Raw genomic sequence first — 24,313 nt, forward strand, 5'->3', positions numbered from 1 at the left:
TCATTCTGAAAACAAGCAATGAAAAGCGCTAGTCGCTATCAAACCTTTTGCATCCTGCATTGCCACAGGACTGCTGGCTCACTCCATTCGCACCACCAATACTCCGCATGTCTGCACTCTTTACCCCTTTCACCCTCAAAAGCCTGACCCTGCGCAATCGCATCGCCATTCCGCCGATGTGCCAGTACAGCGCCGTGGACGGTCTCACCAATGACTGGCACCAGGTCCACTACGCCTCCATGGCGCGCGGCGGCGCGGGGCTGGTGATTGTCGAAGCCACGGGCGTGTCGCCCGAGGGCCGCATCTCGCCCGACTGCACCGGCCTGTGGAACGACGGCCAGATCGAAGGCATGTCGCGCATTGCCGCTGGCATCAAGGCCGCAGGCGCCGTGCCCGGCATCCAGATCGGCCATGCCGGACGCAAGGCCAGCGCCAACAATCCCTGGGAAGGCGACGACCATATTGCCGAAGGCGATGCCCGCGGCTGGCAGCCGATTGCACCATCGGCCATCGCCTTTGGCGGCGGTCTGCCCCGTGTTCCCCGCGCTATGACGCTTGCGGACATCGCCCGCGTACAGGACGACTTTGTCGCGGCAGCGCGCCGTGCCCTGGCAGCCGGCTTCGAATGGCTGGAGCTGCACTTTGCCCACGGCTATCTGGCGCAGAGTTTTTTCTCGGCCCACAGCAACCAGCGCGACGATGCCTATGGCGGCAGCTTCAGCAACCGTGCCCGCTTTCTGCTGGAGACCGTGGCCAAGGTGCGCGAGGTCTGGCCCGAGCATCTGCCGCTGACAGCGCGTTTCGGCGTCATCGAGTACGACGGCCGCGACGAAGAAACCCTGGAGGAATCGATTGCCGTGACGCGCCAGATGCGCGAGCGCGGCTTGGATCTGCTCAACGTCAGCGTCAACTTCGTGATTCCCGATGTGAAGATTCCCTGGGGCACGCCCGCCTTCCTCGCTCCCATTGCCCAGCGCGTGAGCCGCAGCGCCGGCCTGCCCGTGGCCTCAGGCTGGGGCATGGATGATCCACAGATTGCCGAGCGCATCGTGGCAGACGGCCAGGTGGATCTGGTGATGATAGGCCGCGCCCATCTGGCCAACCCGCATTACACCTATCAGCTGGCGCAAAGCCTGGGCGTGGACCGCCCCGACTGGACCTTGCCCGCACCCTATGCCCACTGGCTGGAGCGCTATCGCGGCGCGGCCAAGCAGGCCGCAGCCTGAGTCGGCCGTCGCCCCTCGACGCGCCACAGATATCGACCGCAAGGAGGCCGGGCTGCCTGCGCTCCTGCGCTCCCGCGCCATGCAGTCGGCCAAGGTTTTCACCGGCGGCCCGCCCCACGACCTGCACCGCAGAACTGGACGCCACCGCGCGCTAGGGCGGGAAAGAGCGCACCGCATCGATGCCTCACCCGCCCGCAGCAAAGCCCGCAACCAGTCTCATCGGCCTTGCAAGGCAGGCGCCGGCTCAGGAGACGCTCGCGCGCTCCAGCACCGCCAGCACGTTGCGCGCCGCTCCCACTCCCATGTTCACATAGGCATCCGAGGTCACGCCGCCGATGTGCGGACTGAGGATGAAACCCGGCTGGTGCAGGAACGGGTGGCCAGCCGCCATGGGCTCAACGGCAAAGCTGTCCAGGCCCGCGGCGCTGACCTGGCCTTGCTGCACGGCGGCCAGCAGCGCGGCCTCGTCGATGAGACCGCCGCGCGCGGTGTTGACCACAATCACGCCGCGCCTACAGCACGCCAGGGTTGTGGCGTTGAGCAGATTGCGGTTGTCGTCGGTCAGCGGGCAGTGCAGCGAGATCGCATCGCTTTCGCGCCACAGCGTATCCAGGTCCACGGCCTGCACGTAGCTGGGCAACTGGCCCGCAAAGGGATCAAAGCCGATCACGCGCATGCCCAGTGCATCGGCCATCTTCGCAAAGCGCAGGCCTATGGCGCCCAGGCCGACCAGGCCCACGGTGCGCCCGGCCAGCTCCAGGCTTTTGTGCGTGGCCTTGTCCCAATGGCCGGAGTGCATGCGCGAGTCCAGCTGCACCACCGACTTGGCGCAGGCCAGCAGCAGGGCCAGGGCCTGTTCGGCCACGGCCGCCGCGTTGGCGCCAACCGCTGCCACGACCTCGATGCCGCGCTGCGCGGCCTCGGCCTTGTCTATGGTGTCCGTGCCGCTGCCGTGCTTGGAAATCACCTTGAGCGAAGGTCCGGCGTCCATGACCGCGGCCCCCACCTTGCCGTAGCGCACGATGATGGCGACGGGATCATGCCGACTGCACAGGGCCACCAGGTCTTGCTCGGTGGGCGTCTTGCCCGCGTAGACTATGTCGTGGCCTTGCAGCAGATCCAGGGCCTGCTGCGCCAGGTCAGCGCCCGTGACGATGATGGTGCTCACAGCGTCTCTCCTTCCTTGAGCACGCCGGCCGCGCGCAGCGCGGCGGGCAGCCACCTCGAGGCCGTGTCGCCGCGGGCGATGGCCTCGATGCGCGCGGCCTCGTCGGCCACTTTCCTGTCGGCCAGCGCCAACATGGCGGACGCCTTGGCGCGCTCGATCACGACCACGCCGTCGGCGTCGCCCACCACCAGGTCGCCCGGGTTCACCGTCGCACCGCCACAGGAGATGGGGTGGTTGATGCGACCGGGCACGAACTTGGTCGGACCTGCAGGATTGAAGCCGGCGCTGAACACCGGAAAGCCAAGCTCCAGCAGCTCGAGCTTGTCGCGGATCGCGCCATCCACGATCACGCCGCCAAGGCCTGTCTTCTTGCAGGCGCTGAGCATCAGCGTACCCATCAGGGCCGCAGTCTGGTCTCCCTTGCCGTCGATGACCAGGATATCGCCGGGCTTGGCCAGGGCGATGGCGGCGTGGATCATCAGGTTGTCTCCGGGGCGCACCTCGACGGTGAAGGCCGGACCGGCGAGCTTCATATCCTGATGCACGGGCGCCACGCGTGCGTTCATGGTGCCGCGGCGGCCTGCCACGTCGGCCAGGATGGCGGCCTGGAAGCTCGATGCCTTCTGGACGACCTCGGCGCTGACGCGCTCGAAGTCACGGATGATTTCTGAAAGTTGGCTCATGATGGTTAGGTCCGCGGTTCGGTCCGGTTGCAAGGGTGAAAGTGAAGAGGGAGCAGGAGTGGCAGGGCGCACCGCGCCCTGCCCGCAAGGGCACATGCCAGACATATGCGCCAGGCATGGCGCGGCAGGTGTGCTGGGTGGGTGGCTGGTTGGCGCGATGGCGCGGTGGCGTGATCGGTCTCAGTCCAGGCTGGCGCCCGAGTCCTTGACGATGCGACCCCAGCGCGGCACCTCGGTGCGCAGCAGCTGGGCAAAGGCCTGGGGCGTGCCGCCCAGCACATCGCCCCCCTCGGAGCGCAGTTTCTCGGCCACATCGGGCTGCTTCAGGGCCAGGTTGATGGCCTTGTTGAGCTGCTGCACGATGGCCTCGGGCGTGCCCGCGGGCGCCAGCACGCCGTACCAGGAGCTGGCCTCGAAGTCCTTGTAGCCGAGCTCGGCCAGCGTGGGCGTGTCGGGCAGCTGGCTGGAGCGCGCCAGCGAGGTCACGACAATGGGTCGCAGCTTGCCGTTGCGCACCTGGCCCAGCAGCGTGGGAATGGCGGACATGTACAGGTCGATCTGTCCGCCCACCAGGTCCGTCATGGCCTGGCCTGCTCCCTTGTAGGGCACATGGCGCAGGCTCATGCCCGAAATCTTCTGGGCCTGCTCGCCCGCCAGATGAGCCACGGTGCCGTTACCCGAATAGCCCAGGGTGATGCCGTCTGGCCTGGCCTTGGCCGCCGTCACCAGCTCGGCAAAGGTCTTGTAGGGCGTGTTGGCGGGAGCGGCCATGACGATGGGCGCCGAGGACACCAGGGCCACGGGCGCCAGGCTCTTGATCGGGTCGTAGGGCAGTTTGGCGTAGAGCCAGGGGTTGATGGCGAGATTGCTGGTCTGGCCCATGACCAGGGTGTAGCCGTCGGGCGCGGCCTTGGCCGCAGCGTCCACGCCCAGGTTGCCGCCCGCGCCGGGGCGGTTGTCCACCACCACGCTCCACTTGTTCTGCTCGGCCATCTTCTGCGCCACGGTGCGCGCAATCATGTCCGTGCCGCCGCCGGGCGGGAACGGCACGATCAGGCGGATCGGCTTGGCCGGATAGGCGGGCTGCGCCAGCGCGCCAGCGAAGGGGGTGACTACGGCCACGATGCCGAGCACGGCGGCATGCAAGGCGCGCGAAAGCGGGCGAAAGTTCATCTGTTGTCTCCTGTTGGTCGCTTTGAAGCGTGTTCTGATGCGTGCAGCCGGAAGCCCCGACCGCTGGAGGCGACTTTAGGCAAACGTTTCAACCCATACAATGCTGTTTCGTAGAATGAAACGCATTGCATCATGAGCAACCCAACCCAATCCGCACAGAAGTCCGGCGACGGCGTCATTGCCGTCACCCGCGCACTGCAGCTGCTCGAGGCCTTTGCGCTGGGCGAATCGCATCTTTCGCTGGCCGAACTCAGCCGGCGCTGCGGCCTGCACAAGACCACGGTGCTGCGGCTGGCGCGCACGCTGGCCCGGTCGGGCTACATGGTGCAGCGCGAGGACGGGGAATGGCGGCTGGGTCCTTCCTCGGGCTGGCTGGGCGCGCGCTACCAGGCAGGCTTCGATGTGCAGAACGTGCTGGAGCCCGCGCTGCGCGAGCTCACACAACTCAGCGGCGAGAGCGCCGCCTTCTACGTGCGCGAGGGCCATGTGCGTACCTGCCTGGTACGCGTGGAAGGGCCGCAGGCCCTGCGCCACCATGCGCGCATGGGCGAGGGGCTGCCACTGGACAAGGGCTCGCCGGGCCGCGTCATCCTCGCGTTCTCGGGCGAGCCCGGCGAGATCTACGAGCAGATCCGCCAAAAGGGCTACCACTGCTCCATCGGCGAGCGCGAGCAAGGTGTGGCGACGGTCTCGGCGCCGGTGTTCGGCATGCACTGGCGGCTCATGGGGTCGGTCTGCATCTCGGGCCCCGCATCGCGACTGCCCGAGGCCAGGCTCGAAGCCCTGGCCCGGACCGTGATCGCCGCAGCCAACAAGCTGTCCTATGCGCTGGCCGGCAACTCCGCCACACCGGCCGCCAGCCCTGTGCGCGCGACGCAGTGGCATCCCTGAGGGCAGGAAACCAGCCCCCGAAAGGATTCATTTTTGTCGGAATGAAGGTTCAAAAAACAATAGCTTTTCTCGCTTATTGAAATTGAAACTCAGATACTTTTGCATCTGAATTACTTATCCATAAAGCGGAAGAAGCTATCTTTTTATTCGATGGCTGCGCTCGGGTGAGTTCAGCGCGCCCAGGCGCAACCGCCGTCCACAACCAGGGTGGAGCCCACCACATAGTCGCCGGCGCGCGAGGCCAGGAAGATGGCGGCGCCGGCCATATCCTCGGGCTCGCCGATGCGGCCCAGGGGCACGCGCCCCGCGGCCTCGTCCGCATGGTCGCGCGCGTTCTTGTTCATCTCCGAGGCGAACGGCCCGGGCGCGATGGCACTGACCACGATGCGCTCGGGCGCCAGGCGCAGGGCCATGCGCTTGGTCAGGTGGATCAGGCCGGCCTTGCTGGCCGCGTAGGAGTAGGTCTCCCAGGAGTTAACCGAGATGCCGTCGATGGAGGCGATGTTGATGACCTTGGCCAGCTGAGCGCCCGCGGCCGACTTGCGCAGCATGGGCGTGAGCGCCTGGGTCAGGAAGAAGGGCGACTTCATGTTCAGGTCCACGACCTTGTCCCAGCCGCTTTCGGGAAATTCGTCATAGGGCGCGCCCCAGGCCGCGCCCGCGTTGTTGACGAGGATGTCCAGCTGGCCTTCGTGCGCCGCATAAGCATCGACCAGCGACTTCACGCCGTCCATGGTGGACACGTCGGCTGGCAGCGAAACGCAGTGGCCCAGCTCCGACAGCTCGCGCGCCGTCTGGTCGCAGGCCTCGGCCTTGCGCGCCGAGATGTACACGCGCGCGCCCTGGCGCACAAAGCCTTCGGCGATCATGCGGCCGATACCGCGCGAACCACCGGTGACAAGAGCCGTGCGGCCCTTGAGCGAAAACATCTGCTGGGTATCCATGGTGCGGTCTCCTTGATGGTCTTAAAAACCGCACCAGCTTATGCAAGGCCCGCCACGCCCGGCGTCGCCTAGGCGCCATGGCCGATGCCAGAGAGAAAGCACCGTCCTGCGTGTCGATCCCGGCTCCGGCCCGTACCTGCCGCCCTACTCCAGCCCCCAGGACACGCCAGCTGCGGCCTCCCACTGCTGCGCAAACCACTCATCGCCACGCAGATAGGCCTGCAACATGGGCAAGGCATCCAGGCCCCAGAATACATGGCCGTCCACTACCCAGGCTGGCACGCCGAACACGCCGGCCTGCTGCGCCTGCTCCGTATTGCTGCGCAGCCATTGCTTGACCTCGGCACTGTCCTCTTCCTTGCTCAACTGCTCCTTCAGCTGCTCGCGCAACTGCTGCAGGCGCTGCGCATCATTGGCCTCCTGGCCACCCTGCCAGACATGCTGCATCACGGCCTGCGCCACAAAGCGGTTGATGCTGCCGTCACGCCCATGGGCCAGCGCCAGCCGCAGCAGCGGCAGCGGCTTGAACGGATGCCGGGCCGGCATCTGCAGAGGTATGCCCAGCGACCGGCCAAGCCATGTGACATGGCGGTAGGTCCAGGTGCGCTTTGCAGGAATACCGGCCGGTCCGGGGTTGGCATTGCCTTGCAGCAAGGCACCCAGCAGCACCGGGCGGTAATCAACGTGATAGCTGAGCCCTTGCAGCGCCTTGGGCATCTGCTCCAGCGCCAGCCATGCATAGGGCGACACAAAGTCCAGATAACAAGTGATGTGCTTCATGTCGGCTCTCCTCTAAGGGCGATCAGATCTCGGCTTTGCGCGGGTCCTCGAGGCCGGCGCGCTGCAGCAGTTGGCCCCAGATCTTCAGGCGCAGCTCGGCATCGCCCTTGGACCAGGCGCGAATCTCGTCAATGGTTCTGAAGCAGCCCTGGCAATGGCTGCGGTCCGCCGTCATGCGGCAGACGTTGATGCAGGGCGAAGCCACGGGCTGGTCGGCCTCGGCCCAGACCAGGGCCACTTCGGCCTTGGCGGCAAGTTGTGCCAGTTGCTGAGCCTGCTGTGCCTGCTGTTCCTGAAGAAGTTCGGTACTCATGCCTGCTCCACCACATCCGACCAGGGGGCGGCAGTAAGAGCCTGCAGCTGCGCAGGCGATGCGGGAAACACGCCGTGCGGATGGCCTGCTGCGGCCCACACCGTCTCGAAGCGCTGCAACTCGGCATCCATCAAGGTCACTACCTTGGTTGCATGGGCCACGGGGCTGACGCCGCCAATCGAGAAGCCGGTGCTGGACTTGACGAAATCCGCATCGGCGCGACCGACCTTGCCCACCAGCTGCGTCACTTTCTTTTCATCGACACGCCTGTCGCCCGAGGCCACGACCAGCACGGCCGCGCCATCGCTCCTGCGCTTGAAGATGATGCTCTTGGCCACCTGCCCGACCAGAATGCTGAGCTGATCGGCTGCCTCCTGGGCGGTACGCGCCGCGCCGTCCAGCATCTGCGGCGCATGCGGATGACCGGCATCCTGCAAAAAGCGGCTGACGCGCTGCACGCCTTCCGGCAGCGCATGAAGTTCTGACCCACACATGATGTTTTCCTGAAAATCGCGCCGCCATCCGGCAGCGTCACGGCCCCTACTGTGCCAGCTTGAGCCTGAGCTGCACCAGCTCCAGCTGCAAATCACGCAGGTCTTTCTGGACATAGGCGATATGTCCGGCACTGTTCTTGGCGTCACGCGCCTCGCGCAGCTCTTTTTTCTTGGCCTCGATGCGGCGCTCCAGCTCAAGCACCGACTGCCTGTCCTGATAGCGCTCGCGCGCCGGCGCATAGCCTTGCAAAAACGCGGCCTCCAGCGGCGCCGGGCAATAGCCCAGCTGGAACTTGCGGCCGGCTTCCGCATAGGCCTTGCCGCTTTCCGGGGTGCAGAAATCCTGCAGGCCGCGCAGCCAGCCCTGCTGATAGGCCCGCGCATCCATCTGCACGCCCTGGTCCTTGCAGGCCTTGAAGTGGCGTCTGGCGCGGGTGGACAGGTCCAGCCTGCCGTCCATGGCATCGAGCTGGCCCAGATAGGCCCAGTCCGTGTCCCTGCACTCCTGGGCATCCATGCCGGCGCAGCCGCCCAGCAGGGCAGCTGCCGCCAGACACAGGGCCAGTGAAAAACGTGATCTTGCTTGCATGGCGGCGATGGTAACAACGCCCATGCCTGCCCGGGCCGGGCTTGGCCTCAACCCGCGCGCTTGGTCAGCAAGGCCTTGGCCACGCGCGACTGCGTGGGGCGGCCCAGATGCTCGCTGATGAACTGGCCCGCATCGATCAGCTTGTCGAGGTCGATGCCGGTCTCTATGCCCATGCCCTGCAGCAGATAGACCACGTCTTCGGTGGCCACATTGCCCGTGGCGCCCTTGGCATAGGGACAGCCGCCAAGGCCTGCGACCGAAGACTGGAAGTTCCAGACCCCCAGATCCAGCGCCGCCAGCGTGTTGCTCAGGGCCTGGCCATAGGTATCGTGGAAATGGCCGGACACCTGGTCGATATCGAAGTGCGCCAGCGTGGCCTCCAGCGCCTTCTGCACCTTGACGGGCGTGCCCACGCCAATGGTGTCGGCCACGTCCACGCGCTGCACGCCGATGCTCTTCATGAGCCTGGCCAGATAGCCCACCTTCTCGGGCGCGATCTCGCCCTCGTAGGGACAGCCCACGGTGCAGCTCATGGCACCGCGCACGGCAATGCCGGCCTGAAGGGCCGCCTGCACCACAGGCGCAAAGCGCTCTATGCTCTCGGCAATCGAGCAGTTGATGTTGCGCTGGCTGAAGGCCTCGCTGGCCGCACCGAACACCACGATCTCGTCGGGCTTGCCGGCCAGCGCGGCCTCGAAGCCCTTGAGATTCGGCGTGAGCACCGAATACAGCACCCCGCCTCGGCGCGCTATGCCCGCCATGACTTCGGCGTTGTCCGCCATCTGCGGCACCCATTTGGGCGACACATAGCTGGTGACCTCGATCTCCTTGAGGCCTGCGTCCTGCAGGCGCTGCACCAGCTCGATCTTGACCGCGGCAGGCACAGGCTGCTTTTCGTTCTGCAGGCCGTCGCGCGGGCCCACATCGATGATCTTGACGCGTGCGGGGTATTTCATTTCGTTCTCCTATCGCTTCTTTACCTGAACCACTGAACAATCCCCCGTCGCAAGAGACGCCCAGCAAGGGCCTGGGCGGCCCCGCCGCCCCGCAGCGTTGGCGTCGTCCCCCTTCCGCAGAGAAAGGGGGAAGCCGCTAAGCCGCCTAGGCGCAACGGCTCAGGGGGTTAATACCCTTTTCTCAGGTCGACTCGACCTGTGACGGACTCGCCCCGGCTCATGGCGGCGACCTTGCCCACGATCTGGGCAATGCTGTCCGCCGCCAGCGTGCGGGCCGAGGTATGAGGGGTGAGGATGATTCTGGACTGCTTCCAGAACGGGTGATTCTCGGGCAGCGGCTCCTCGCGGAACACATCCAGCATGGCGCCGATGACATGGCCGGATTCGATCTGCGCAATCAGATCGGCATCGACCACATGGCCGCCGCGCCCCACATTGATCACATAGGCGCCGGGCTGCAGCAGCGCCAGCGTGCGGGCATTGATGATGTCGCGGGTCTCGTCGTGCAGGGGCAGCAGATTGACCAGAATGCGCGTCTCGGACAGAAAGCGGTCCAGGCTGTCCATGCCGCTGAAGCATTCGACGCCCTGCAGCTCGCGCGGCGAGCGGCTCCAGCCATTGACCTTGAAATCGAACACCGTCAGCGCCCTGGCCACGCGCTCGCCCATCTTGCCCAGGCCCATCACGCCCACGGGATAGTCCACCCGCCTGGGGTTGCGCTGGTGCTGCCACAGGCCTTGCGCCATATCGGCCTCATACTGATCGAGGCCACGGAAGAAGCGGATCACGGCCTGGGCCACATACTCGGCCATCTGCACGGCCATGCCCGCATCTTCGAGGCGGTAGACGGGCAGCTCGGCGGGAATGCGCAGCGGCAGCAGCGCATCCACGCCCGCGCCGATGTTGAACATGGCCTTCAGGCCGGCCGCCTGCTCGTCAAGAAACTGCTGGGGCGGCGCCCAGACCAGTGCATAGTCGGCCTGGGGCGCGCCCGGCTCCCAGATGGCAATCTCCGCGCCCGGCAGCGCGTCATGCAAACCTTTGAGCCAGGGTTCCGGCCGCGTATCGTCACAGCAAAATAAGACTTTCATGGATGCGAAGCCTAACGCTTTGGCATTCCTGCTGCAGACGCGGATGACCAATGGACAACTATCAAAAAAGAAGCATCCTGCGCTTTATCTGTATTGATTTCATCATTGAAAGTAACTGAATTCATGGATAGTCCAGCACAAGCTGCTCTTTTTGTTAAACAGTTCAACCCTGGGCGGATCAGGCGGCAACCTCGATGCGCAGCAGCTCGGCGCCTTCGCTGACCTGGTCGCCAGGCACATACAGCAGCTCCAGCACCACGCCATCGCCAGGGGCGGCAATCGTATGCTCCATCTTCATGGCCTCCATCACGGCCAGCGGCTGGCCCTTGCTGACCTTGTCGCCGGCCTTGACCGTGAAAGACACCACCTTGCCGGGCATGGGCGCAGTCAGGCGACCGCCTTCATGGCCGGTATCGCCGGCGTGGGCCAGTTGGTCGACCACGGTGATCTGGGTACTGCCCGCCTCGGTGAAGATGGACAGCTGGTCGCCCTGGGCATGGACCACGACCACCGTGCGCTTGCCGTCCAGGCCCAGCTCCAGCCGCCCGTCGGCCAGCGCGCGCCACTGCAGCGCGGCATCGCTGCGGCTCTCGCCCTCGCCAATGCCTAGCTGATAGGTCTGCGCCGCCTGCGTGTCGCGACCATAGGCCAGGCCGGCCGTGAAGTCCTCGCCGCGGTAGGCAAAGCCGAAGGAGCGCACATAGCGGCCCGACATGCGCCAGCCGTCGCGGCGGCTGAAGGGGTCGACGCCCTGGCCTGCCTGCTCGCCCTGCAGCTGCCAGGCCATGGCAGCGGCGACGGCCAGGTCGCGGCCCACGAAATCCTTGCCGAACAAGGCCTCGCGCTCGCGCTCGATCAGCGCGGTATCGAGCAAGGCATTGGAGAAAGCCTGGCTCTTCACCACCTGGCGCAGAAACTGCACATTGGTCGTCAGGCCCACGATATGGGTCTGGGCCAGCGCCGCGTCCAGACGCGCCAGCGCCTGGGCGCGGTCCTCGCCATGGACGATGAGCTTGGCGATCATGGAGTCGTAGAAGGGGCTGATCGCGTCGCCCTCGCGCACGCCGTCGTCCACTCGCACATCGCTGATCTCGAAGCTGCTGCATTCTGGCTTGCGATAGACGGCCAGATGACCGGTGGCGGGCAGGAAGTTGTTCTCGGGGTTCTCGGCGCAGATGCGTGCCTCGATGGCATGCCCCAGGATACGAAGCTGCGACTGTGCCTTGGGCAAAGGCTGTCCCGAAGCCACCAGCAGCTGCCACCGCACCAGGTCCTCACCAGTGATGGCTTCGGTCACGGGGTGCTCCACCTGCAACCGGGTGTTCATTTCCATGAAGTAGAACTTCATGGCTTCGGGCTGGTCGTAGCCGCCGGGCTGCTCGACGATGAACTCCACCGTGCCCGCGCCCACATAGTTCACGGCCTTGGCGGCGGCCACGGCGGCCTCGCCCATCTTCTGGCGCAGCGCGGCAGTCATGCCCGGCGCCGGCGCTTCCTCGAGCACCTTCTGGTGGCGGCGCTGCACCGAGCAGTCGCGCTCGAACAGATAGACGCAGTTGCCTTGTGTATCGCCAAACACCTGGATCTCGATATGGCGCGGACGCAGCACGTATTTCTCGATCAGCACGGCATCGTTGCCGAAGCTGTTGATGGCCTCGCGCTTGCAGGACTCCAGCGAAGCCGCAAAGTCCTCGCTCCTTTCCACCAGCCGCATGCCCTTGCCGCCACCGCCCGCGCTGGCCTTGATGAGCACGGGATAGCCGATGCGGTCGGCCTCGCGTTGCAGCAGCTCGGGGTTCTGGTCGTGACCGTGATAGCCTGGCACCAGCGGCACGCCGGCTTTTTCCATCAGTTGCTTGGACTCGGCCTTGAGACCCATGGCGCGAATCGCACTGGCGGGCGGGCCGATGAAGACCAGACCAGCCGCCGCGCAGGCATTGGCAAAGTCTTCGTTCTCGGAGAGAAATCCGTAACCAGGGTGAATGGCTTCGGCACCCGTGGCCTGGGCGGCCTCCAGAATGCGCTCCCAGCGCAGATAGCTGTCCTTGGGCGCACTGCCGCCGATGTGCACGGCCTCGTCGCAGGCCGCGACATGCTTGGCCCTGGCATCGGCATCCGAATACACGGCCACGGTCTTCACACCCATGCGACGGGCGGTGGCGGCTACGCGGCAGGCGATTTCACCTCTATTCGCAATCAGAATTTTCTTGAACATATCGTCTCCGTTTATCGGTCAAATCACCACTCAGCGCATATCCATCAAACGCAAGCAGCTATGTTTTTTGCAAGGGTTCCTGCGCATCGCCAGTGCCGCGCAGGCGTCGAAAAATCGCCTTGAGAAAGCGCCAAAGCGCCCAGATCACCAGCCACATCGCAATCACCACGACCAGCAGCACTGCGGCAAACACCAGCGGATTGGTCAGCGCCAGCCAGATGGCGCCCAGCGACACCGTGTCTTCAGCCAGACTGGCTCCCAGGTTGGAGAACGGTTCGGGCGAGGTGTTGATGAGGGCACGCGTGGTGGTCTTGGCGGCCTGGCTGGTCGCGGCCAGCGTTCCGCCCATCAAGGCGGCAGCCATGGCCATGGTGGTGCTGTCGGCAGCAAAGACCGAGGCCGCCAGCGCCGCCCCGGCGGGAATGCGCAGCACGCTCTGGAACAGGTCCCAGACCGAATCGACCACGGGAATCTTGTCGGCAAAGAACTCCACGAACAGCAGACCGCCGCTGATGACCAGCACCATGGGATGCTGCAGCACATGCAGACCGCCGGGCAGAGGCATCAAACCACTTGCACCCAACAGGCCCACGACAAACACCACGGCATAGAGGCGAAAGCCGCTGGCCCAGCCCAGAGCCGCGGCCAGCGCAAGCATCGAGGCCATGTCCATCTGCCCCACGGCTTGCCCGGCCCTGGCAGCCACATCTCCGACCTGGCCGGCAGCATCGCCCACGGCCCTGGCCGTTTCGGGGTCGATATGCAGGCCGATGCGGTGCAGCCAGTCGATGATGGTTTGCCAGATATCCATGGTGTTCATTCCTTATGTCTCGCCCGGACTCTAAAGCGCCCCGGACACAAGGTTTGTCATCTCATCCGGGCAGCCAGTTGGGTTTGCGCTTGTTGAGAAAGGCCTGCACGCCTTCCTTGCCTTCGCTACTGGCGCGGATGGTGGCAATCGACTCCACAGTCGCCGCAATCAGCTGCTCGCTGATCTCGCGCTCGGCCATGTCCAGCACCAGGCGCTTGCAGGCCCGCACCGCTGCGGGGCCGGCGCTCAGCAAATGCTTGAGCCAGCCGTCGACCACGGCGTCCAGCCCGTCGGCATCGACCACCTCATGTACATAGCCGATGCGATGTGCCTCCTGCGCCGAAAAGCGCTCGCCCGTGAGAAAGTAGCGGTGCGCAGCCCTGGCACCCATGGCGCGGATCACATAGGGGCTGATGGTGGCGGGAATCAGGCCGATCTTGACCTCGCTGAGACAAAAGCCCGCCGTATCAGCCGCCACTGCCATATCGCAGCAGGCCACCAGGCCCATGCCCCCCGCATAGACATCGCCCTGCACACGCGCAATCGTGGGTTTGGGGCATTCGTAGATGACGCGCAGCATCTCGGCCAGCAGACCCGCATCAACGCGGTTTTCGTCGCGCGAGTAATCGGCCATGCGGCGCATCCAGTTCAGGTCCGCGCCCGCGCAGAATGCGGGTCCTTCGGCGGCCAACACCACGGCGCGCACATCGGCACGCTCGCCGACCTGGAGGAAGGCGGCGGTGATCTCGGCAATCGCCGCATCGCTGAAGGCGTTGCGAATGGCGGGCTGAGCCAGCGTGACGCGGGCGATGCCGCCATCCACGGTCAAAGTCAAAGCAGTCATGGCTTGTCTCCCAGTGAGTTAGGGCGTTGCAGTTGCGCAGCCGCCGTACCCGGCAGCTGCTGCATCAGGAATTCACGGACCTGCGGCAACCATTGCCCGATATTGGCTGCACGGTCAAAGAACTGGTGTCCCTCAGCGCCGCTGGATGGAGCAAACACCAGTTTCAGGTTCTGGCCTGCGGCCAGATAGCTTTCAGCCATCTTGCGCACCAGCGGCGGGCGAAAGTAGCTATCGTTTTCGGCATAAATCCACAGCTGGGGCACACGGCTGGTGGCGGCAAAGCCGGCCACGGTCTTGAGCAGTTGCGCCTCGCCGCAAACCGCGGCTTTCTCACGCATCTGCGGCTGCGAACCGCGGCCGCCGGCAAAGTTGACGACGCCGCGCAAGCCCACGGGCTGCTGCGCCGCCAGCGCCAGCGACGCAAAGCCGCCGGCAGACTTGCCCAGCAGCAGCACATGCGAGCCATCGACATAAGGCAGCTTTTGCCCGTAAGTCATGATGGCCGCCACATCGCGCGCTGCCTCCTGGGCCGCATGGGCGTAGTCGGGGTCATCGCAGCTGCCGTAGCGGTCGGCCAGAGGACCGTCCGATGCGCCATAGCCGCGGCGCAAGCCCGTCACCACCACATAGCCCAGCTCGGCCAGAGCGCGCGCCTGCGGGCCGTAGCGATCGCGCATGGTTTCGCGCGCCTCTTTGCCGCTGGGTGTGCCATGGTTGAGCACGATCAATCCCCAAGGACCCTGCCCATGAGGACGATAGACATGGCCTGTCAACTCGGCGCTGTGCGCAGGCGAATCGCCGCTCGCTGGCACCCAGACCGGAATGCGCGCGTCCATGCGCTGCACCGCTGGCTCGGCGGCGCCAACCATGGGCATGGCCAGCGCTGCCGACAGCAGGACTGCCGGCAAGCAGGTGAGGAAATGGCGACGCGACATGATTGGCAGCCTCTAGCCGCTTACATGCGGAATACGCCGAAGCGCGTGTCCTCAATCGGCGCATTGCGCGCGGCAGCCAGGCCCAGCGCCAGCACGCGGCGCGTGTCGGCGGGATCGATCACGCCGTCGTCCCAGAGACGAGCCGTGGCGTAATAGGGATGGCCCTGGTCTTCATACTGCTGGCGAATGGGCGCCTTGAAGCGCTCCTCTTCTTCGGCACTCCAGCTGCCGCCCTTGGCTTCGATGCCGTCGCGCTTGACGGTGGCGAGCACGCTGGCCGCCTGCTCGCCGCCCATGACGCTGATGCGCGCGTTGGGCCACATCCAGAGAAAACGGGGCGAATAGGCGCGGCCGCACATGCCGTAATTGCCCGCGCCAAAGCTGCCGCCGATGATGATGGTGAACTTGGGCACCGCAGCCGTGGCCACGGCTGTGACCAGCTTGGCGCCATGACGGGCAATGCCTTCGTTTTCGTATTTACGGCCGACCATAAAGCCCGTGATGTTCTGCAGGAACACCAGTGGCACCCTGCGCTGGCAGCACAGCTCGATGAAGTGTGCCCCCTTGACGGCCGACTCGGAAAACAGAATGCCGTTGTTGGCGATGATGCCGACCTGCATGCCCTCGATGCGCGCAAAGCCGCAGACCAGGGTGTTGCCGAAGCGGGCCTTGAACTCGTCGAACTGGCTGCCGTCCACGATACGGGCGATGATCTCGCGCACATCGAAGGGCTTGCGCGTATCGACGGGAATCACGCCATACAGCTCTTCGCTCTCGAAGAGGGGCGCGGCAGGCGCATGGTCGGTCTGCGACCGGGGCTTGTCCTTGTTCAGGTTTGCCACTGCCTGGCGTGCCAGCGCCAGTGCATGCAGATCGTTCTCGGCCAGATGGTCGGCCACACCCGACAGGCGCGTGTGAACATCGCCGCCGCCCAGGTCCTCGGCACTGACCACCTCGCCGGTGGCGGCCTTGACCAGAGGAGGGCCGCCCAGGAAGATGGTGCCCTGGTTCTTGACGATGATGGACTCGTCACTCATGGCCGGCACATAGGCGCCGCCTGCCGTGCACGAGCCCATGACCACGGCGATCTGGGCGATGCCCTGAGCGCTCATATTGGCCTGGTTGTAGAAGATGCGGCCGAAGTGCTCGCGGTCGGGGAAAACCTCGTCCTGATTGGGCAGATTGGCACCGCCCGAATCGACCAGATAGATGCAGGGCAGACGGTTCTGCGCGGCCACTTCCTGCGCGCGCAGATGCTTTTTCACCGTCATCGGGTAGTAGGTTCCGCCCTTCACGGTGGCGTCGTTGCAGACGATCATGCAGTCCACGCCGCTGACGCGACCCACGCCGACAATCACGCCAGCGCCCGGCGCATCGTTGTTATACATATTGAGCGCGGCCAACGGCGACAGCTCCAGAAACGGCGTGCCGGGGTCCAGCAGCCGCTGCACGCGCTCGCGCGGCAACAGCTTGCCGCGCGCCACATGCTTGGCGCGCGCGGCTTCATTGCCGCCCAGCGCGTTCTGATCGCAGCGTGCATGCAGCTCATTGACCAGCGCCTGCATGGCAGCGGCGTTGGCCAGGAAATCTGCCGAACGCGGATTCAGTTGTGTGCCCAGAATGCTCATCGCTTGCCTCTTGTCTTGATTACTTTGCCCGATACGGGAACTTGGTTTTTTTCTTGCTCAGACACAGCGCTGCCACTGCAGTTGAAGAAAATGCCTTATGCACGCTGTTGAAACTGTTCTGCTTGTCTTGCTGCTGGGAGCGCTGACAGGCATTGTGGCCCGCTATATCCGGGCCATCCCCCTGCCTCTGATTCAAATCGCACTGGGTGCGCTGATTGCCTGGCCGCAAGCCGGCCTGCACATCGCGTTCGACCCCGAGCTGTTCCTGCTGCTCTTCATTCCGCCGCTGCTGTTCGCCGACGGCTGGCGCATCCCCAAGCGTGAATTCTTCGCACTGGCCAAACCCATTTTGCTGCTGGCCCTGGGCCTGGTTCTGTTCACCGTGCTGGGCCTGGGCTATCTCATCCATTGGATGATTCCCGAGATTCCGCTGACCGTGGCCTTTGCCCTGGCCGCCGTGATCTCGCCCACCGATGCCGTGGCCGTTTCGGCCATCACGCGCAATCTGGGCATGCCCGAGAAGACCATGCATGTGCTGGAGGGCGAGTCGCTGCTCAATGACGCATCGGGCCTTGTGGCGCTGAAGTTTGCGATTGCAGCCACGCTGACCGGCATGTTCTCCTGGGGCGAAGTCGCCAAGGAATTCACCTGGATGGCCGTCGGCGGCCTGGGTGTGGGTGCGCTGATAGGCTGGGGCTTCAGCCATGCGCGCGGCACCATCACACGCCGCCTGGGCGATGTCGCAGCCACGCAGATGGTGCTGCTGCTGGTGCTGCTGCCTTTTGCCGCTTATATCGTGGGTGAGAAGATCGGTGTCTCCGGCATTCTGGCTGCCGTGGCCGCAGGCATCGCCACCAATTTCGCCGACCTGGAGCGCAGCAGCTATATCAGCGAACGCCTGCAGACCGAAGGCACCTGGAGCATGGTGGAGGCCGCCTTCAACGGCGCCATCTTCCTGCTGCTGGGCCTGCAGCTGCCCTCCATCATCGGCGTGCCGCTGCATCAGGCCGGCCATGACTGGTGGATTCTGGTCGGCTATGTGGCCGCGATTTCGTTTGCGCTGCTGCTGATGCGCTGGATCTGGCTGGTGCTGGGTGTGCATGGCTCGCTGCTGCGCGCCCACCGGCAGGGCAAGATGTCCGAGCGTCCCTCGCCACTGCTGAATCTGGCCACCACGCTGGCCGGCATTCGCGGTGCGGTCACGCTGGCCGGCGCGCTGTCCGTGCCCATGCTGCTGAACAATGGCCAGCCCTTCCCGGGTCGCGACATGCTGGTCTTTCTCGCCACCGGCACGATTTTGTTCACGCTGGTGATCGGCGCCGTGGGCCTTCCCATCGTGCTGCGCCATCTGCCCCCGCACGAAGAGTCGCCCACCGTGCGTGAGGAGCGCCTGGCCCGCGAACAGGCCTGCATGGCGGCCATGGCCAAGCTCACGCTGAGCGAGGAGGAAGTGCTGCGCCGCGACCCCGAATGGGTGGCGATGCGCCAGGAGGTCAACGGCCACCTGACCCAGGAATACCGCAACCGCATCCAGTTGCTGGACGACGGCAGCGGCGCCGCGCAAAGCATAGAACTGCTGCGCGAAGCGCCCGAAGTCGTGCGCCAGCGCAAGCTGCGCTATGTGATGGAGATCGAAACCCGCATCGAGTGCATTCATGCCGAGCGGGACTTTTACTACGCCGAAAGACAGGCCCACCGCATCAACGACGAATCGCTGCGCAGTCTGGTCAGCGAGCTGGACATGCAGGAAATCGCCATGCGCAAGCGCCTCGCTGTCGCACGCCGCGCCGCCGGCCTTCCCAAGAGCGAAACCAGCGCCCACCAGCACTGAACATGCCTCTTCCCAAGCCCCGCAGATGCGGGGCTTTTGGCAGGGGGTGCAGGCATGGTTCAACATGGCATTCAGGCTGTCTTGATCACGCGCAGATCCAGCAACTCGATCATCTCGTCGCGAATCCTGAACTTCTGGATCTTTCCCGTCACCGTCATCGGGAAGGCCTGGACAAAGCGGATATAGCGCGGCACCTTGTAGTGCGCAATCTGCCCCTTGCAGAACTCACGGATCTCATCTTCGCCGAGTTCCAGGCCGGGCTTGACAATGATCCAGGCACACAGCTCCTCGCCATAGCGCACATCGGGCACGCCCACCACCTGCACGTCCTGCACGTTGGGGTGGCGATAGAGGAATTCCTCGATTTCACGCGGGTAGATGTTCTCGCCGCCACGGATCACCATGTCCTTGATGCGGCCCACGATATTCACATAGCCTTCGCCATCCATGGTCGCCAGATCGCCGGTGTGCATCCACTGCTCGGCATCGATGGCCTCGCGGGTTCTGGCCTCGTCTTCCCAGTAACCGTGCATGACGGAATAGCCACGCGTGCACAGCTCGCCCGACTGGCCCGGCGGCATGATCTCGCCCGTGGACGGGTCCACGACCTTCACCTCCAGATGCGGCTGCACCTTGCCCACGGTGGCCACGCGCTTTTCCAGAGGCGTGTCGGCATCGCTCTGGCAGCTCACGGGGCTGGTTTCCGTCATGCCGTAGGCGATGGTGATTTCGCTCAGATGCATGTCGCGCACCACGCGCTTCATCACCTCGATGGGACAGGGCGAGCCGGCCATGATGCCGGTGCGCAGAGTGGACAGATCGAACTCGGCAAAGCGCGGATGGTCGAGCTCGGCAATGAACATGGTGGGCACGCCGTGCAGACCCGTGCATTTCTCGGCCTGCACTGCCTCCAGCACGGTGATGGGGTCAAAGCCATCATTGGGATAGACGATGGTCGAGCCATGGGTGAAGCAGGCCAGATTGCCCAGCACCATGCCGAAGCAGTGATACAGGGGCACGGGAATGCACAGTCGGTCCTCGGGCGTGAGGCGCATGCATTCACCAATGAAAAAGCCATTGTTGAGGATGTTGCGGTGCGTCAGCGTCGCGCCCTTGGGGAAGCCCGTGGTGCCGCTCGTGAACTGGATATTGATGGGGTCGCGGTTGCTGAGCGTGGCCGCAATCGCATCAATGCGCTCATCCGCACTGGTTCCTTGTGCCATCAACTGCGAAAAGCGCAGCATGCCGGGCTGTTCGGCGTCCAGATCCGCCGCACCTGGGCCGGCCGCACCTGAGCCGGCTGCGTCAATCCACACCACGGTGCGCAAGGCCGGCAGGCGTTTGGATTGCAGCTGGCCTGGCGCGCAGCTCGCCAACTCGGGCGCCAGCTCGCGCAGCATGCCCAGATAGTCGCTGGTCTTGAATCGCGGCATGGACACCAGCGCCTTGCAGCCCACCTTGTTGAGCGCGTATTCGACTTCAGAGGTGCGGTAGGCCGGGTTGATATTGACCAGCACCAGTCCCACCTGCGCCGTTGCCAGCTGCATCAGCACCCACTCGGCGTTGTTATGGCTCCAGATACCCACCCTGTCGCCCTTGACCAGCCCTTGCGACAGCAGCGCACTGGCCAGCTGGCGCGCAGCCATATGCAGCTGGGCATAGCTGTAGCGCAGGCCCTGATGACGGCTGACCAGCGCGTCACGCGAGCCCTGGCGCTGTGCCATTGCAGCAAAAAAATCGCCAATCGTCTGCTCGATCAGCGGCACATCCGTGCCCCCCTTGGCATAGCTGGCGGTCAGCGCGTTCACTTGCGATGGCATGGTCTTGTGTCTCCTTGCGTGCCGGCAGCCACCTGCGAACTGGCTGCACGGCGTCCATTCAGCACCGTTTTCTGCACCTCAGAATAAGGGCAAGCCCTGTCCAGAAGAGGTCACAAAGGTTGCAATAATTGCCAAATGCTCACCCCCTCTCTGGTCAAGACTCCTCTACCGCACCATGCCAGCTCCGTGCTCAAATCGCACCCGGCAATTACCCCCATGGCGTTTGTAAAAGCCATTGTCCGCGCTTATGAAGCCAGGCAGATGTCAGCGCTAGGTGCTCTGGAAAAGGCACAAATCCCGCCAGATCTGATTAACGATGCCAATGAGCGCATCACGGCCCTGCAGATGGAGGCTCTATCCGACGCAGCCATGCGCGAGCTGGACGATGAAGCCTTGGGCTGGTTCGAGCGCCGCCTGCCCTGGGGCAGCTACGGCATGCTGGCCCGCGCCAGCATCAGCGCACCGCAACTGGGCCTGGCGCTGGCGCGCTGGTGCCGCCATCACGGACTGATTGCGCAGGACATACAGCTTCAGCTCAGCGAGCAGGCCGGCATTGCCACCCTCACCCTGCATGAAAGCCGCCCGCTGGAAAGCATGCGCGAGTTCTGCATGGTATCGGTGCTGCGCAATATCCACGGCTTTGCCAGCTGGTTGATCAACGAACCGATCAGCCTGCTGCATGCCAGCTTTCCGTTTTCCGAGCCCGCGCATGCCGATGTCTACAAGGTGCTGTTCGCACCGGGCAGCATCGCTTTTGATGCCCCCGTCGCCAGTCTGCAGTTTGAAGCACGCTGGCTGCAGGCACCGCTGGCGCGCGACGAGGCGGCCCTCAACCGGATGCTGCAGCGCGCCTTGCCGATCCAGGTGCGCCCCTACCAGCGCGAGAAGACTCTGGTGCAGCGCGTGCGCCATCTGCTGGCCGCCAGCGGGGAGGAGCAGCAGACGGCTGAAACACTGTCCCGCCAGCTGCATCTGTCACAGCGCAGCCTGCACCGCCAGCTCAAGGAAGAAGGTATTTCGCTGCAGGCCCTCAAGGACGATATCCGGCGTGAACGCGCGATTGCGCTGCTGCTGCGCACCAGCCGCCCCATCAAGCGCGTGGCCCAGGCCTGCGGCTTTCTCAACGACAAAAGCTTTATCCGCGCCTTTCGCCTCTGGACAGGGCTCTCCCCTTCGGAATTCCGCAAAACCGCCGGCCAGCGCGCCGCCTGACGCAAGGAGCTCTCCATGCAGGAATCCTCAGAAAACTGGCAGGCAATCGCTGATGGGGTATGGGCACTCAGCTATCACTTCAGCAATGCAGGGCTGAAGGTCAGCACACGCATGACGGTGATCCGGCTGGCCGACGGCAGCCTGTTCTCGCACTCTGCAGTGCCGCTGACAGGCGGGCAGAAAGCTGCGCTCGACGCCCTGGGACCGCTGCAACACATAATCGCACCCAGCGCCATGCACCATTTGTTCGTGGGCAAGCTGGCCAGGCTTTATCCACAGGCCAGGATCTATGGCACACAGGGCGTGCTGCGCAAGCGCCCTGATCTGCCGCTGCTGGAGCCCTTGCCTCCGGACTCCGAAGCACCCTGGGCAGGCGAGCTGCAATGCCTGCGGCTGGACGGCATTCCCATGCTCGATGAGACGCTGTGGTTCCACCCGGCCAGCGGCAGCCTCATCGCCACCGACGTGCTGCAATACTGGCAGGGACCGCTCAGCCTGCCGGTACGCATGTATCTGGGTCTGACGGGCGGACATGAGCGCCTGACCGTGCCGCGCACCGTGCGCCTGCTGGTCAGGGACAGAGCCGCCGTGCGCAGCTGGGTGAAGCGGGTCGAAAGCTGGCCCGTACGGCGCGTGATCCTGCTGCACAACAGCGTGATCGACGATCAGCCAGTGAAACGGCTGCGCGAGGCGCTGTCGATCTGGGACTGAGCGCACTTTAGCGCAGGTCGTGCTCGTCGTCTTCGCCGGTCGAAGCGCTGGCGGCACTCCTGCGCACGGCCTCGAACATGGCGGGCAGATCCCCCATGTCGCCGAACACGCAGGCTGCGCCAGCCTCGAGCAGTTGCTCTGCCGAGGCATGACCCTGATCGGCCGGGAAATAACCCCAGACGGTGGCACCGGCGGCCACGCCGGCCTGCACGCCGGTCATGGTGTCCTCGATCACCAGGCACCTGGCAGGATCGGCCTTCAGCGCTTCGGCCGCTGCCAGATACACATCGGGGAAGGGCTTGCTGCGCGGCATTTCATGGCCGCTGTAGACATGCCCTTCGAAGTAGGGCGCCATGCCCACCTTGGCGAGCTGCATCTCCACCTTGGCACGGTCCGCCCCCGAGGCGCAGGCAATGCGCCCGTTGCACAGCGCATGAATCCGCCTGACCGCGTCCAGCGCGCCATCGATGGCCACCAGCTCGGCACGCAGGGCGGCATTGCGGCGCTCGTAGAACTCGGCCATCCAGGCATCGGTCAGCGGTTTGCCGGTATGGGCCTCGATCACGGCCGCCTGGCTGCGCACCGTCTTGCCGATGAAGTCGCGCGTGCACTGCTCCTGGCTGATGACCCAGCCGGATTCGTTGAGCATGGTGCACAGCACACGATTGGTGATGGATTCGCTGTCCACCAGCACACCATCACAGTCGAAAAGCACAGCGTCAAAAGCAGTCATGGAAGCATTACCAGCGCATCGTCGGATGCAAAAAAGGCGCCCAACGGCGCCTAGTATCAAGAAACAGAGGGCGTGATTATGCGCTCACGCCCTTTTCGAGTTCAGGGGAAGGTCACTCCGGCCAGCGGATTGATCATCCACGCGCTGTTCTTGGCGTAGATGGTGCTGGTCTTGTTGTCGGCAGTCATGATGCCGCTGAAATAGAAGAAGCCGTTGGCTGCATTGGCATTCATATTGCTCAGCTGGGTTGTGAGCGAGTCACTGCTTGCCGAGGCCTCGACCAGATACTCAATGGCGCCATTCTGTGCCGAGCTTTTCTCGAAGACATCCACATAGTTCATATTCATCGGGTCGCTGCCCAGCCCCTGCGTGCCGCGGATGAACCAGCCGTCCGCACCCTTCTGGGCCAGGCGCGTTCTCATTTCTGCAGCATCGGCGGCCGAGGATGCGCTGCCGAGCTTGTCGACCTGATAGGTATAGGTGACGCTGTCATTGCGCTTGGCATACAGGCTGAACAGCTCGTTGTTGACGATCTGGGGACCCAGATAGCGATAGCCTTCGGCCCCCTGTCCGTTGAGCTCCGCGGCAAAGGCTTCGGCGGTCGTGGCCACGGGCGTCACCGTTCTGTAGCTGAACTGGTCGCTGCGGCTGTTGTCCTTGACATAGACGCTGCGGATGTCGCCGACATCGCCGAACACCGCATCGGATTTGTACATATAGCCGCTGCTGCCCTGTTGGTTCAGCTGAGCCAGAAAGGCGGTGCGCGATGGCTGCGCCGCGGGATTGACATAGCTGAACTTGCGCCCGGCATGCGCGGTATCCGTGAGGTAGAAGTCGCCGATCTCCGCACCGGTCGGACCGACCGAGCCCGCCAGGGAGCTGAACAGCGCATAGCCGTCGGCCCCCATGCTGTTGGCGGCTTCGAGCATCTGCGCATGGCTGGTTGCCGTCTGGCCGCCCATCTTGTAGGTTCCCGTGACGGCCTGATTGCCGGTGCCACCACCGTTGCCGCCACCCGTATTGCCTCCGCCGCCTTCGGAGCCACCGCCTCCGCCAGTGTTGCCACCGCTGCCGCCATCTCCTCCGCCGCCACAGGCGGCCAGGGTGGAAATCAGCAGCAAGGCTGCAGTTCTACGGGTGATTTGCATAAGAGATGGCACGGGCTTGCTCCTCGGTCTTGATGTTGGTTGAAAATGTCCATATCCCGACACTGAGATAACAAGCAGCGTCGTCTTACAGACATTGTCAGAAGGCTTGCGAGCAGA

The 24,313-nt window shown here is 64.6% G+C and carries 23 protein-coding genes; 5 read left to right on the forward strand and 18 right to left on the reverse strand.

Going from position 1 to position 24,313, the window contains the following annotated elements; all coding sequences use genetic code 11:
- Positions 1–107 precede the first annotated feature (107 nt).
- Entirely contained in the window at positions 108–1,226 is a 1,119-nt protein-coding gene (locus EIC84_RS08050; protein ID WP_003061680.1) for an NADH:flavin oxidoreductase/NADH oxidase, read from the forward strand.
- A 244-nt stretch (positions 1,227–1,470) separates the two neighbouring features.
- Here the strand turns inward: EIC84_RS08050 and EIC84_RS08055 are convergent, their stop codons facing one another.
- The 3 genes from EIC84_RS08055 to EIC84_RS08065 form a co-directional block, all read right to left on the reverse strand.
- Positions 1,471–2,394, reverse strand: a complete 924-nt coding sequence (locus EIC84_RS08055) for an NAD(P)-dependent oxidoreductase (RefSeq protein ID WP_003061678.1) — start codon at positions 2,392–2,394, stop codon at positions 1,471–1,473.
- Positions 2,391–3,077: a diguanylate cyclase gene (locus EIC84_RS08060; RefSeq protein ID WP_003061677.1), complete on the reverse strand. Its 687-nt coding sequence runs from the start codon at positions 3,075–3,077 to the stop codon at positions 2,391–2,393. The genes EIC84_RS08055 and EIC84_RS08060 overlap by 4 nt, the downstream gene beginning before the upstream one ends.
- A 180-nt stretch (positions 3,078–3,257) precedes the next feature.
- On the reverse strand, positions 3,258–4,250 hold the full coding sequence (locus tag EIC84_RS08065; protein WP_003061675.1) for a tripartite tricarboxylate transporter substrate binding protein: 993 nt from the start codon (positions 4,248–4,250) through the stop codon (positions 3,258–3,260).
- A gap of 132 nt (positions 4,251–4,382) precedes the next feature.
- Between EIC84_RS08065 and EIC84_RS08070 the strand changes: the two genes are divergently transcribed.
- On the forward strand, positions 4,383–5,141 hold the full coding sequence (locus EIC84_RS08070; RefSeq protein ID WP_003061673.1) for an IclR family transcriptional regulator: 759 nt from the start codon (positions 4,383–4,385) through the stop codon (positions 5,139–5,141).
- 170 nt (positions 5,142–5,311) lie between these two features.
- On the opposite strand, the gene EIC84_RS08075 is transcribed toward EIC84_RS08070, so the two are convergent.
- The 12 genes from EIC84_RS08075 to EIC84_RS08130 all read right to left on the reverse strand — a co-directional run bounded on the left by EIC84_RS08075 (position 5,312) and on the right by EIC84_RS08130 (position 16,741).
- On the reverse strand, positions 5,312–6,085 hold the full coding sequence (locus EIC84_RS08075) for a glucose 1-dehydrogenase (protein ID WP_003061672.1): 774 nt from the start codon (positions 6,083–6,085) through the stop codon (positions 5,312–5,314).
- 144 nt (positions 6,086–6,229) lie between these two features.
- On the reverse strand, positions 6,230–6,865 hold the full coding sequence (locus tag EIC84_RS08080; RefSeq protein ID WP_003061670.1) for a 2-hydroxychromene-2-carboxylate isomerase: 636 nt from the start codon (positions 6,863–6,865) through the stop codon (positions 6,230–6,232).
- 22 nt (positions 6,866–6,887) lie between these two features.
- Positions 6,888–7,178 (reverse strand): DUF1289 domain-containing protein, encoded by a 291-nt coding sequence (locus tag EIC84_RS08085; protein WP_003061668.1) that lies wholly within the window; start codon positions 7,176–7,178, stop codon positions 6,888–6,890.
- Positions 7,175–7,672, reverse strand: a complete 498-nt coding sequence (locus tag EIC84_RS08090) for a YbaK/EbsC family protein (RefSeq protein WP_003061666.1) — start codon at positions 7,670–7,672, stop codon at positions 7,175–7,177. The genes EIC84_RS08085 and EIC84_RS08090 overlap by 4 nt, the downstream gene beginning before the upstream one ends.
- A 46-nt stretch (positions 7,673–7,718) precedes the next feature.
- Positions 7,719–8,285, reverse strand: a complete 567-nt coding sequence (locus EIC84_RS08095) for a DUF2799 domain-containing protein (RefSeq protein WP_003061664.1) — start codon at positions 8,283–8,285, stop codon at positions 7,719–7,721.
- 23 nt (positions 8,286–8,308) lie between these two features.
- Positions 8,309–9,217: a hydroxymethylglutaryl-CoA lyase gene (locus EIC84_RS08100; RefSeq protein ID WP_003061662.1), complete on the reverse strand. Its 909-nt coding sequence runs from the start codon at positions 9,215–9,217 to the stop codon at positions 8,309–8,311.
- 167 nt (positions 9,218–9,384) lie between these two features.
- On the reverse strand, positions 9,385–10,308 hold the full coding sequence (locus tag EIC84_RS08105) for a glyoxylate/hydroxypyruvate reductase A (protein ID WP_034361271.1): 924 nt from the start codon (positions 10,306–10,308) through the stop codon (positions 9,385–9,387).
- 178 nt (positions 10,309–10,486) lie between these two features.
- A complete protein-coding gene (locus EIC84_RS08110; RefSeq protein ID WP_003061659.1) occupies positions 10,487–12,523 on the reverse strand; it encodes an acetyl/propionyl/methylcrotonyl-CoA carboxylase subunit alpha in 2,037 nt (678 codons plus the stop codon).
- A 58-nt stretch (positions 12,524–12,581) separates the two neighbouring features.
- Positions 12,582–13,334 carry a DUF4126 domain-containing protein gene (locus EIC84_RS08115; RefSeq protein ID WP_003061657.1) on the reverse strand — a complete coding sequence of 251 codons (753 nt, stop codon included), beginning with the start codon at positions 13,332–13,334 and terminating at the stop codon, positions 12,582–12,584.
- A 61-nt stretch (positions 13,335–13,395) separates the two neighbouring features.
- Complete coding sequence (locus EIC84_RS08120) at positions 13,396–14,178, reverse strand: enoyl-CoA hydratase/isomerase family protein (protein WP_003059063.1); 783 nt, start codon at positions 14,176–14,178, stop codon at positions 13,396–13,398.
- Positions 14,175–15,113 carry a S9 family peptidase gene (locus EIC84_RS08125; protein ID WP_003061656.1) on the reverse strand — a complete coding sequence of 313 codons (939 nt, stop codon included), beginning with the start codon at positions 15,111–15,113 and terminating at the stop codon, positions 14,175–14,177. Before EIC84_RS08125 ends, EIC84_RS08120 begins: the two co-directional genes overlap by 4 nt.
- A 20-nt stretch (positions 15,114–15,133) precedes the next feature.
- Complete coding sequence (locus EIC84_RS08130) at positions 15,134–16,741, reverse strand: carboxyl transferase domain-containing protein (RefSeq protein WP_003061654.1); 1,608 nt, start codon at positions 16,739–16,741, stop codon at positions 15,134–15,136.
- A gap of 97 nt (positions 16,742–16,838) precedes the next feature.
- Between EIC84_RS08130 and EIC84_RS08135 the strand changes: the two genes are divergently transcribed.
- Complete coding sequence (locus EIC84_RS08135; protein ID WP_003061651.1) at positions 16,839–18,572, forward strand: Na+/H+ antiporter; 1,734 nt, start codon at positions 16,839–16,841, stop codon at positions 18,570–18,572.
- A 71-nt stretch (positions 18,573–18,643) separates the two neighbouring features.
- Here the strand turns inward: EIC84_RS08135 and EIC84_RS08140 are convergent, their stop codons facing one another.
- The gene (locus EIC84_RS08140; protein WP_003061649.1) at positions 18,644–20,392 is read right to left on the reverse strand and encodes an AMP-binding protein; all 1,749 of its coding nucleotides are present in this window, start codon (positions 20,390–20,392) and stop codon (positions 18,644–18,646) included.
- A 135-nt stretch (positions 20,393–20,527) separates the two neighbouring features.
- Between EIC84_RS08140 and EIC84_RS08145 the strand changes: the two genes are divergently transcribed.
- Both EIC84_RS08145 and EIC84_RS08150 read left to right on the forward strand, forming a co-directional pair.
- Positions 20,528–21,604 carry an AraC family transcriptional regulator gene (locus EIC84_RS08145; RefSeq protein ID WP_003061648.1) on the forward strand — a complete coding sequence of 359 codons (1,077 nt, stop codon included), beginning with the start codon at positions 20,528–20,530 and terminating at the stop codon, positions 21,602–21,604.
- A gap of 15 nt (positions 21,605–21,619) precedes the next feature.
- Positions 21,620–22,315: a DUF4336 domain-containing protein gene (locus tag EIC84_RS08150; RefSeq protein ID WP_003061646.1), complete on the forward strand. Its 696-nt coding sequence runs from the start codon at positions 21,620–21,622 to the stop codon at positions 22,313–22,315.
- Between the two features lie 7 nt (positions 22,316–22,322).
- On the opposite strand, the gene EIC84_RS08155 is transcribed toward EIC84_RS08150, so the two are convergent.
- Together EIC84_RS08155 and EIC84_RS08160 are read right to left on the reverse strand one after the other, a co-directional pair.
- Positions 22,323–23,048 (reverse strand): HAD family phosphatase, encoded by a 726-nt coding sequence (locus tag EIC84_RS08155; RefSeq protein ID WP_003061645.1) that lies wholly within the window; start codon positions 23,046–23,048, stop codon positions 22,323–22,325.
- Positions 23,049–23,149: 101 nt separating this feature from the next.
- Positions 23,150–24,208 (reverse strand): hypothetical protein, encoded by a 1,059-nt coding sequence (locus EIC84_RS08160; protein ID WP_034361269.1) that lies wholly within the window; start codon positions 24,206–24,208, stop codon positions 23,150–23,152.
- Positions 24,209–24,313 lie beyond the last annotated feature (105 nt).

It is taken from the genome of Comamonas sp. A23 (assembly GCF_004522605.1).
In the GTDB taxonomy this organism is placed as follows: Bacteria; Pseudomonadota; Gammaproteobacteria; order Burkholderiales; family Burkholderiaceae_C; genus Comamonas; species Comamonas thiooxydans.

What these genes read in the sequence shown, in the direction of transcription:
- EIC84_RS08140 (WP_003061649.1), bottom strand. Translation starts at nt 20,392, where the DNA reads ATGCCATCGCAAGTGAACGCGCTGACCGCCAGCTATGCCAAGGGGGGC.
- EIC84_RS08135 (WP_003061651.1), top strand. Translation starts at nt 16,839, where the DNA reads ATGCACGCTGTTGAAACTGTTCTGCTTGTCTTGCTGCTGGGAGCGCTG.
- EIC84_RS08100 (WP_003061662.1), bottom strand. Translation starts at nt 9,217, where the DNA reads ATGAAATACCCCGCACGCGTCAAGATCATCGATGTGGGCCCGCGCGAC.
- EIC84_RS08125 (WP_003061656.1), bottom strand. Translation starts at nt 15,113, where the DNA reads ATGTCGCGTCGCCATTTCCTCACCTGCTTGCCGGCAGTCCTGCTGTCG.
- EIC84_RS08060 (WP_003061677.1), bottom strand. Translation starts at nt 3,077, where the DNA reads ATGAGCCAACTTTCAGAAATCATCCGTGACTTCGAGCGCGTCAGCGCC.
- EIC84_RS08050 (WP_003061680.1), top strand. Translation starts at nt 108, where the DNA reads ATGTCTGCACTCTTTACCCCTTTCACCCTCAAAAGCCTGACCCTGCGC.
- EIC84_RS08095 (WP_003061664.1), bottom strand. Translation starts at nt 8,285, where the DNA reads ATGGGCGTTGTTACCATCGCCGCCATGCAAGCAAGATCACGTTTTTCA.
- EIC84_RS08085 (WP_003061668.1), bottom strand. Translation starts at nt 7,178, where the DNA reads ATGAGTACCGAACTTCTTCAGGAACAGCAGGCACAGCAGGCTCAGCAA.
- EIC84_RS08070 (WP_003061673.1), top strand. Translation starts at nt 4,383, where the DNA reads ATGAGCAACCCAACCCAATCCGCACAGAAGTCCGGCGACGGCGTCATT.
- EIC84_RS08115 (WP_003061657.1), bottom strand. Translation starts at nt 13,334, where the DNA reads ATGGATATCTGGCAAACCATCATCGACTGGCTGCACCGCATCGGCCTG.
- EIC84_RS08130 (WP_003061654.1), bottom strand. Translation starts at nt 16,741, where the DNA reads ATGAGCATTCTGGGCACACAACTGAATCCGCGTTCGGCAGATTTCCTG.
- EIC84_RS08065 (WP_003061675.1), bottom strand. Translation starts at nt 4,250, where the DNA reads ATGAACTTTCGCCCGCTTTCGCGCGCCTTGCATGCCGCCGTGCTCGGC.
- EIC84_RS08110 (WP_003061659.1), bottom strand. Translation starts at nt 12,523, where the DNA reads ATGTTCAAGAAAATTCTGATTGCGAATAGAGGTGAAATCGCCTGCCGC.
- EIC84_RS08120 (WP_003059063.1), bottom strand. Translation starts at nt 14,178, where the DNA reads ATGACTGCTTTGACTTTGACCGTGGATGGCGGCATCGCCCGCGTCACG.
- EIC84_RS08150 (WP_003061646.1), top strand. Translation starts at nt 21,620, where the DNA reads ATGCAGGAATCCTCAGAAAACTGGCAGGCAATCGCTGATGGGGTATGG.
- EIC84_RS08080 (WP_003061670.1), bottom strand. Translation starts at nt 6,865, where the DNA reads ATGAAGCACATCACTTGTTATCTGGACTTTGTGTCGCCCTATGCATGG.
- EIC84_RS08155 (WP_003061645.1), bottom strand. Translation starts at nt 23,048, where the DNA reads ATGACTGCTTTTGACGCTGTGCTTTTCGACTGTGATGGTGTGCTGGTG.
- EIC84_RS08090 (WP_003061666.1), bottom strand. Translation starts at nt 7,672, where the DNA reads ATGTGTGGGTCAGAACTTCATGCGCTGCCGGAAGGCGTGCAGCGCGTC.
- EIC84_RS08105 (WP_034361271.1), bottom strand. Translation starts at nt 10,308, where the DNA reads ATGAAAGTCTTATTTTGCTGTGACGATACGCGGCCGGAACCCTGGCTC.
- EIC84_RS08075 (WP_003061672.1), bottom strand. Translation starts at nt 6,085, where the DNA reads ATGGATACCCAGCAGATGTTTTCGCTCAAGGGCCGCACGGCTCTTGTC.
- EIC84_RS08145 (WP_003061648.1), top strand. Translation starts at nt 20,528, where the DNA reads ATGCTCACCCCCTCTCTGGTCAAGACTCCTCTACCGCACCATGCCAGC.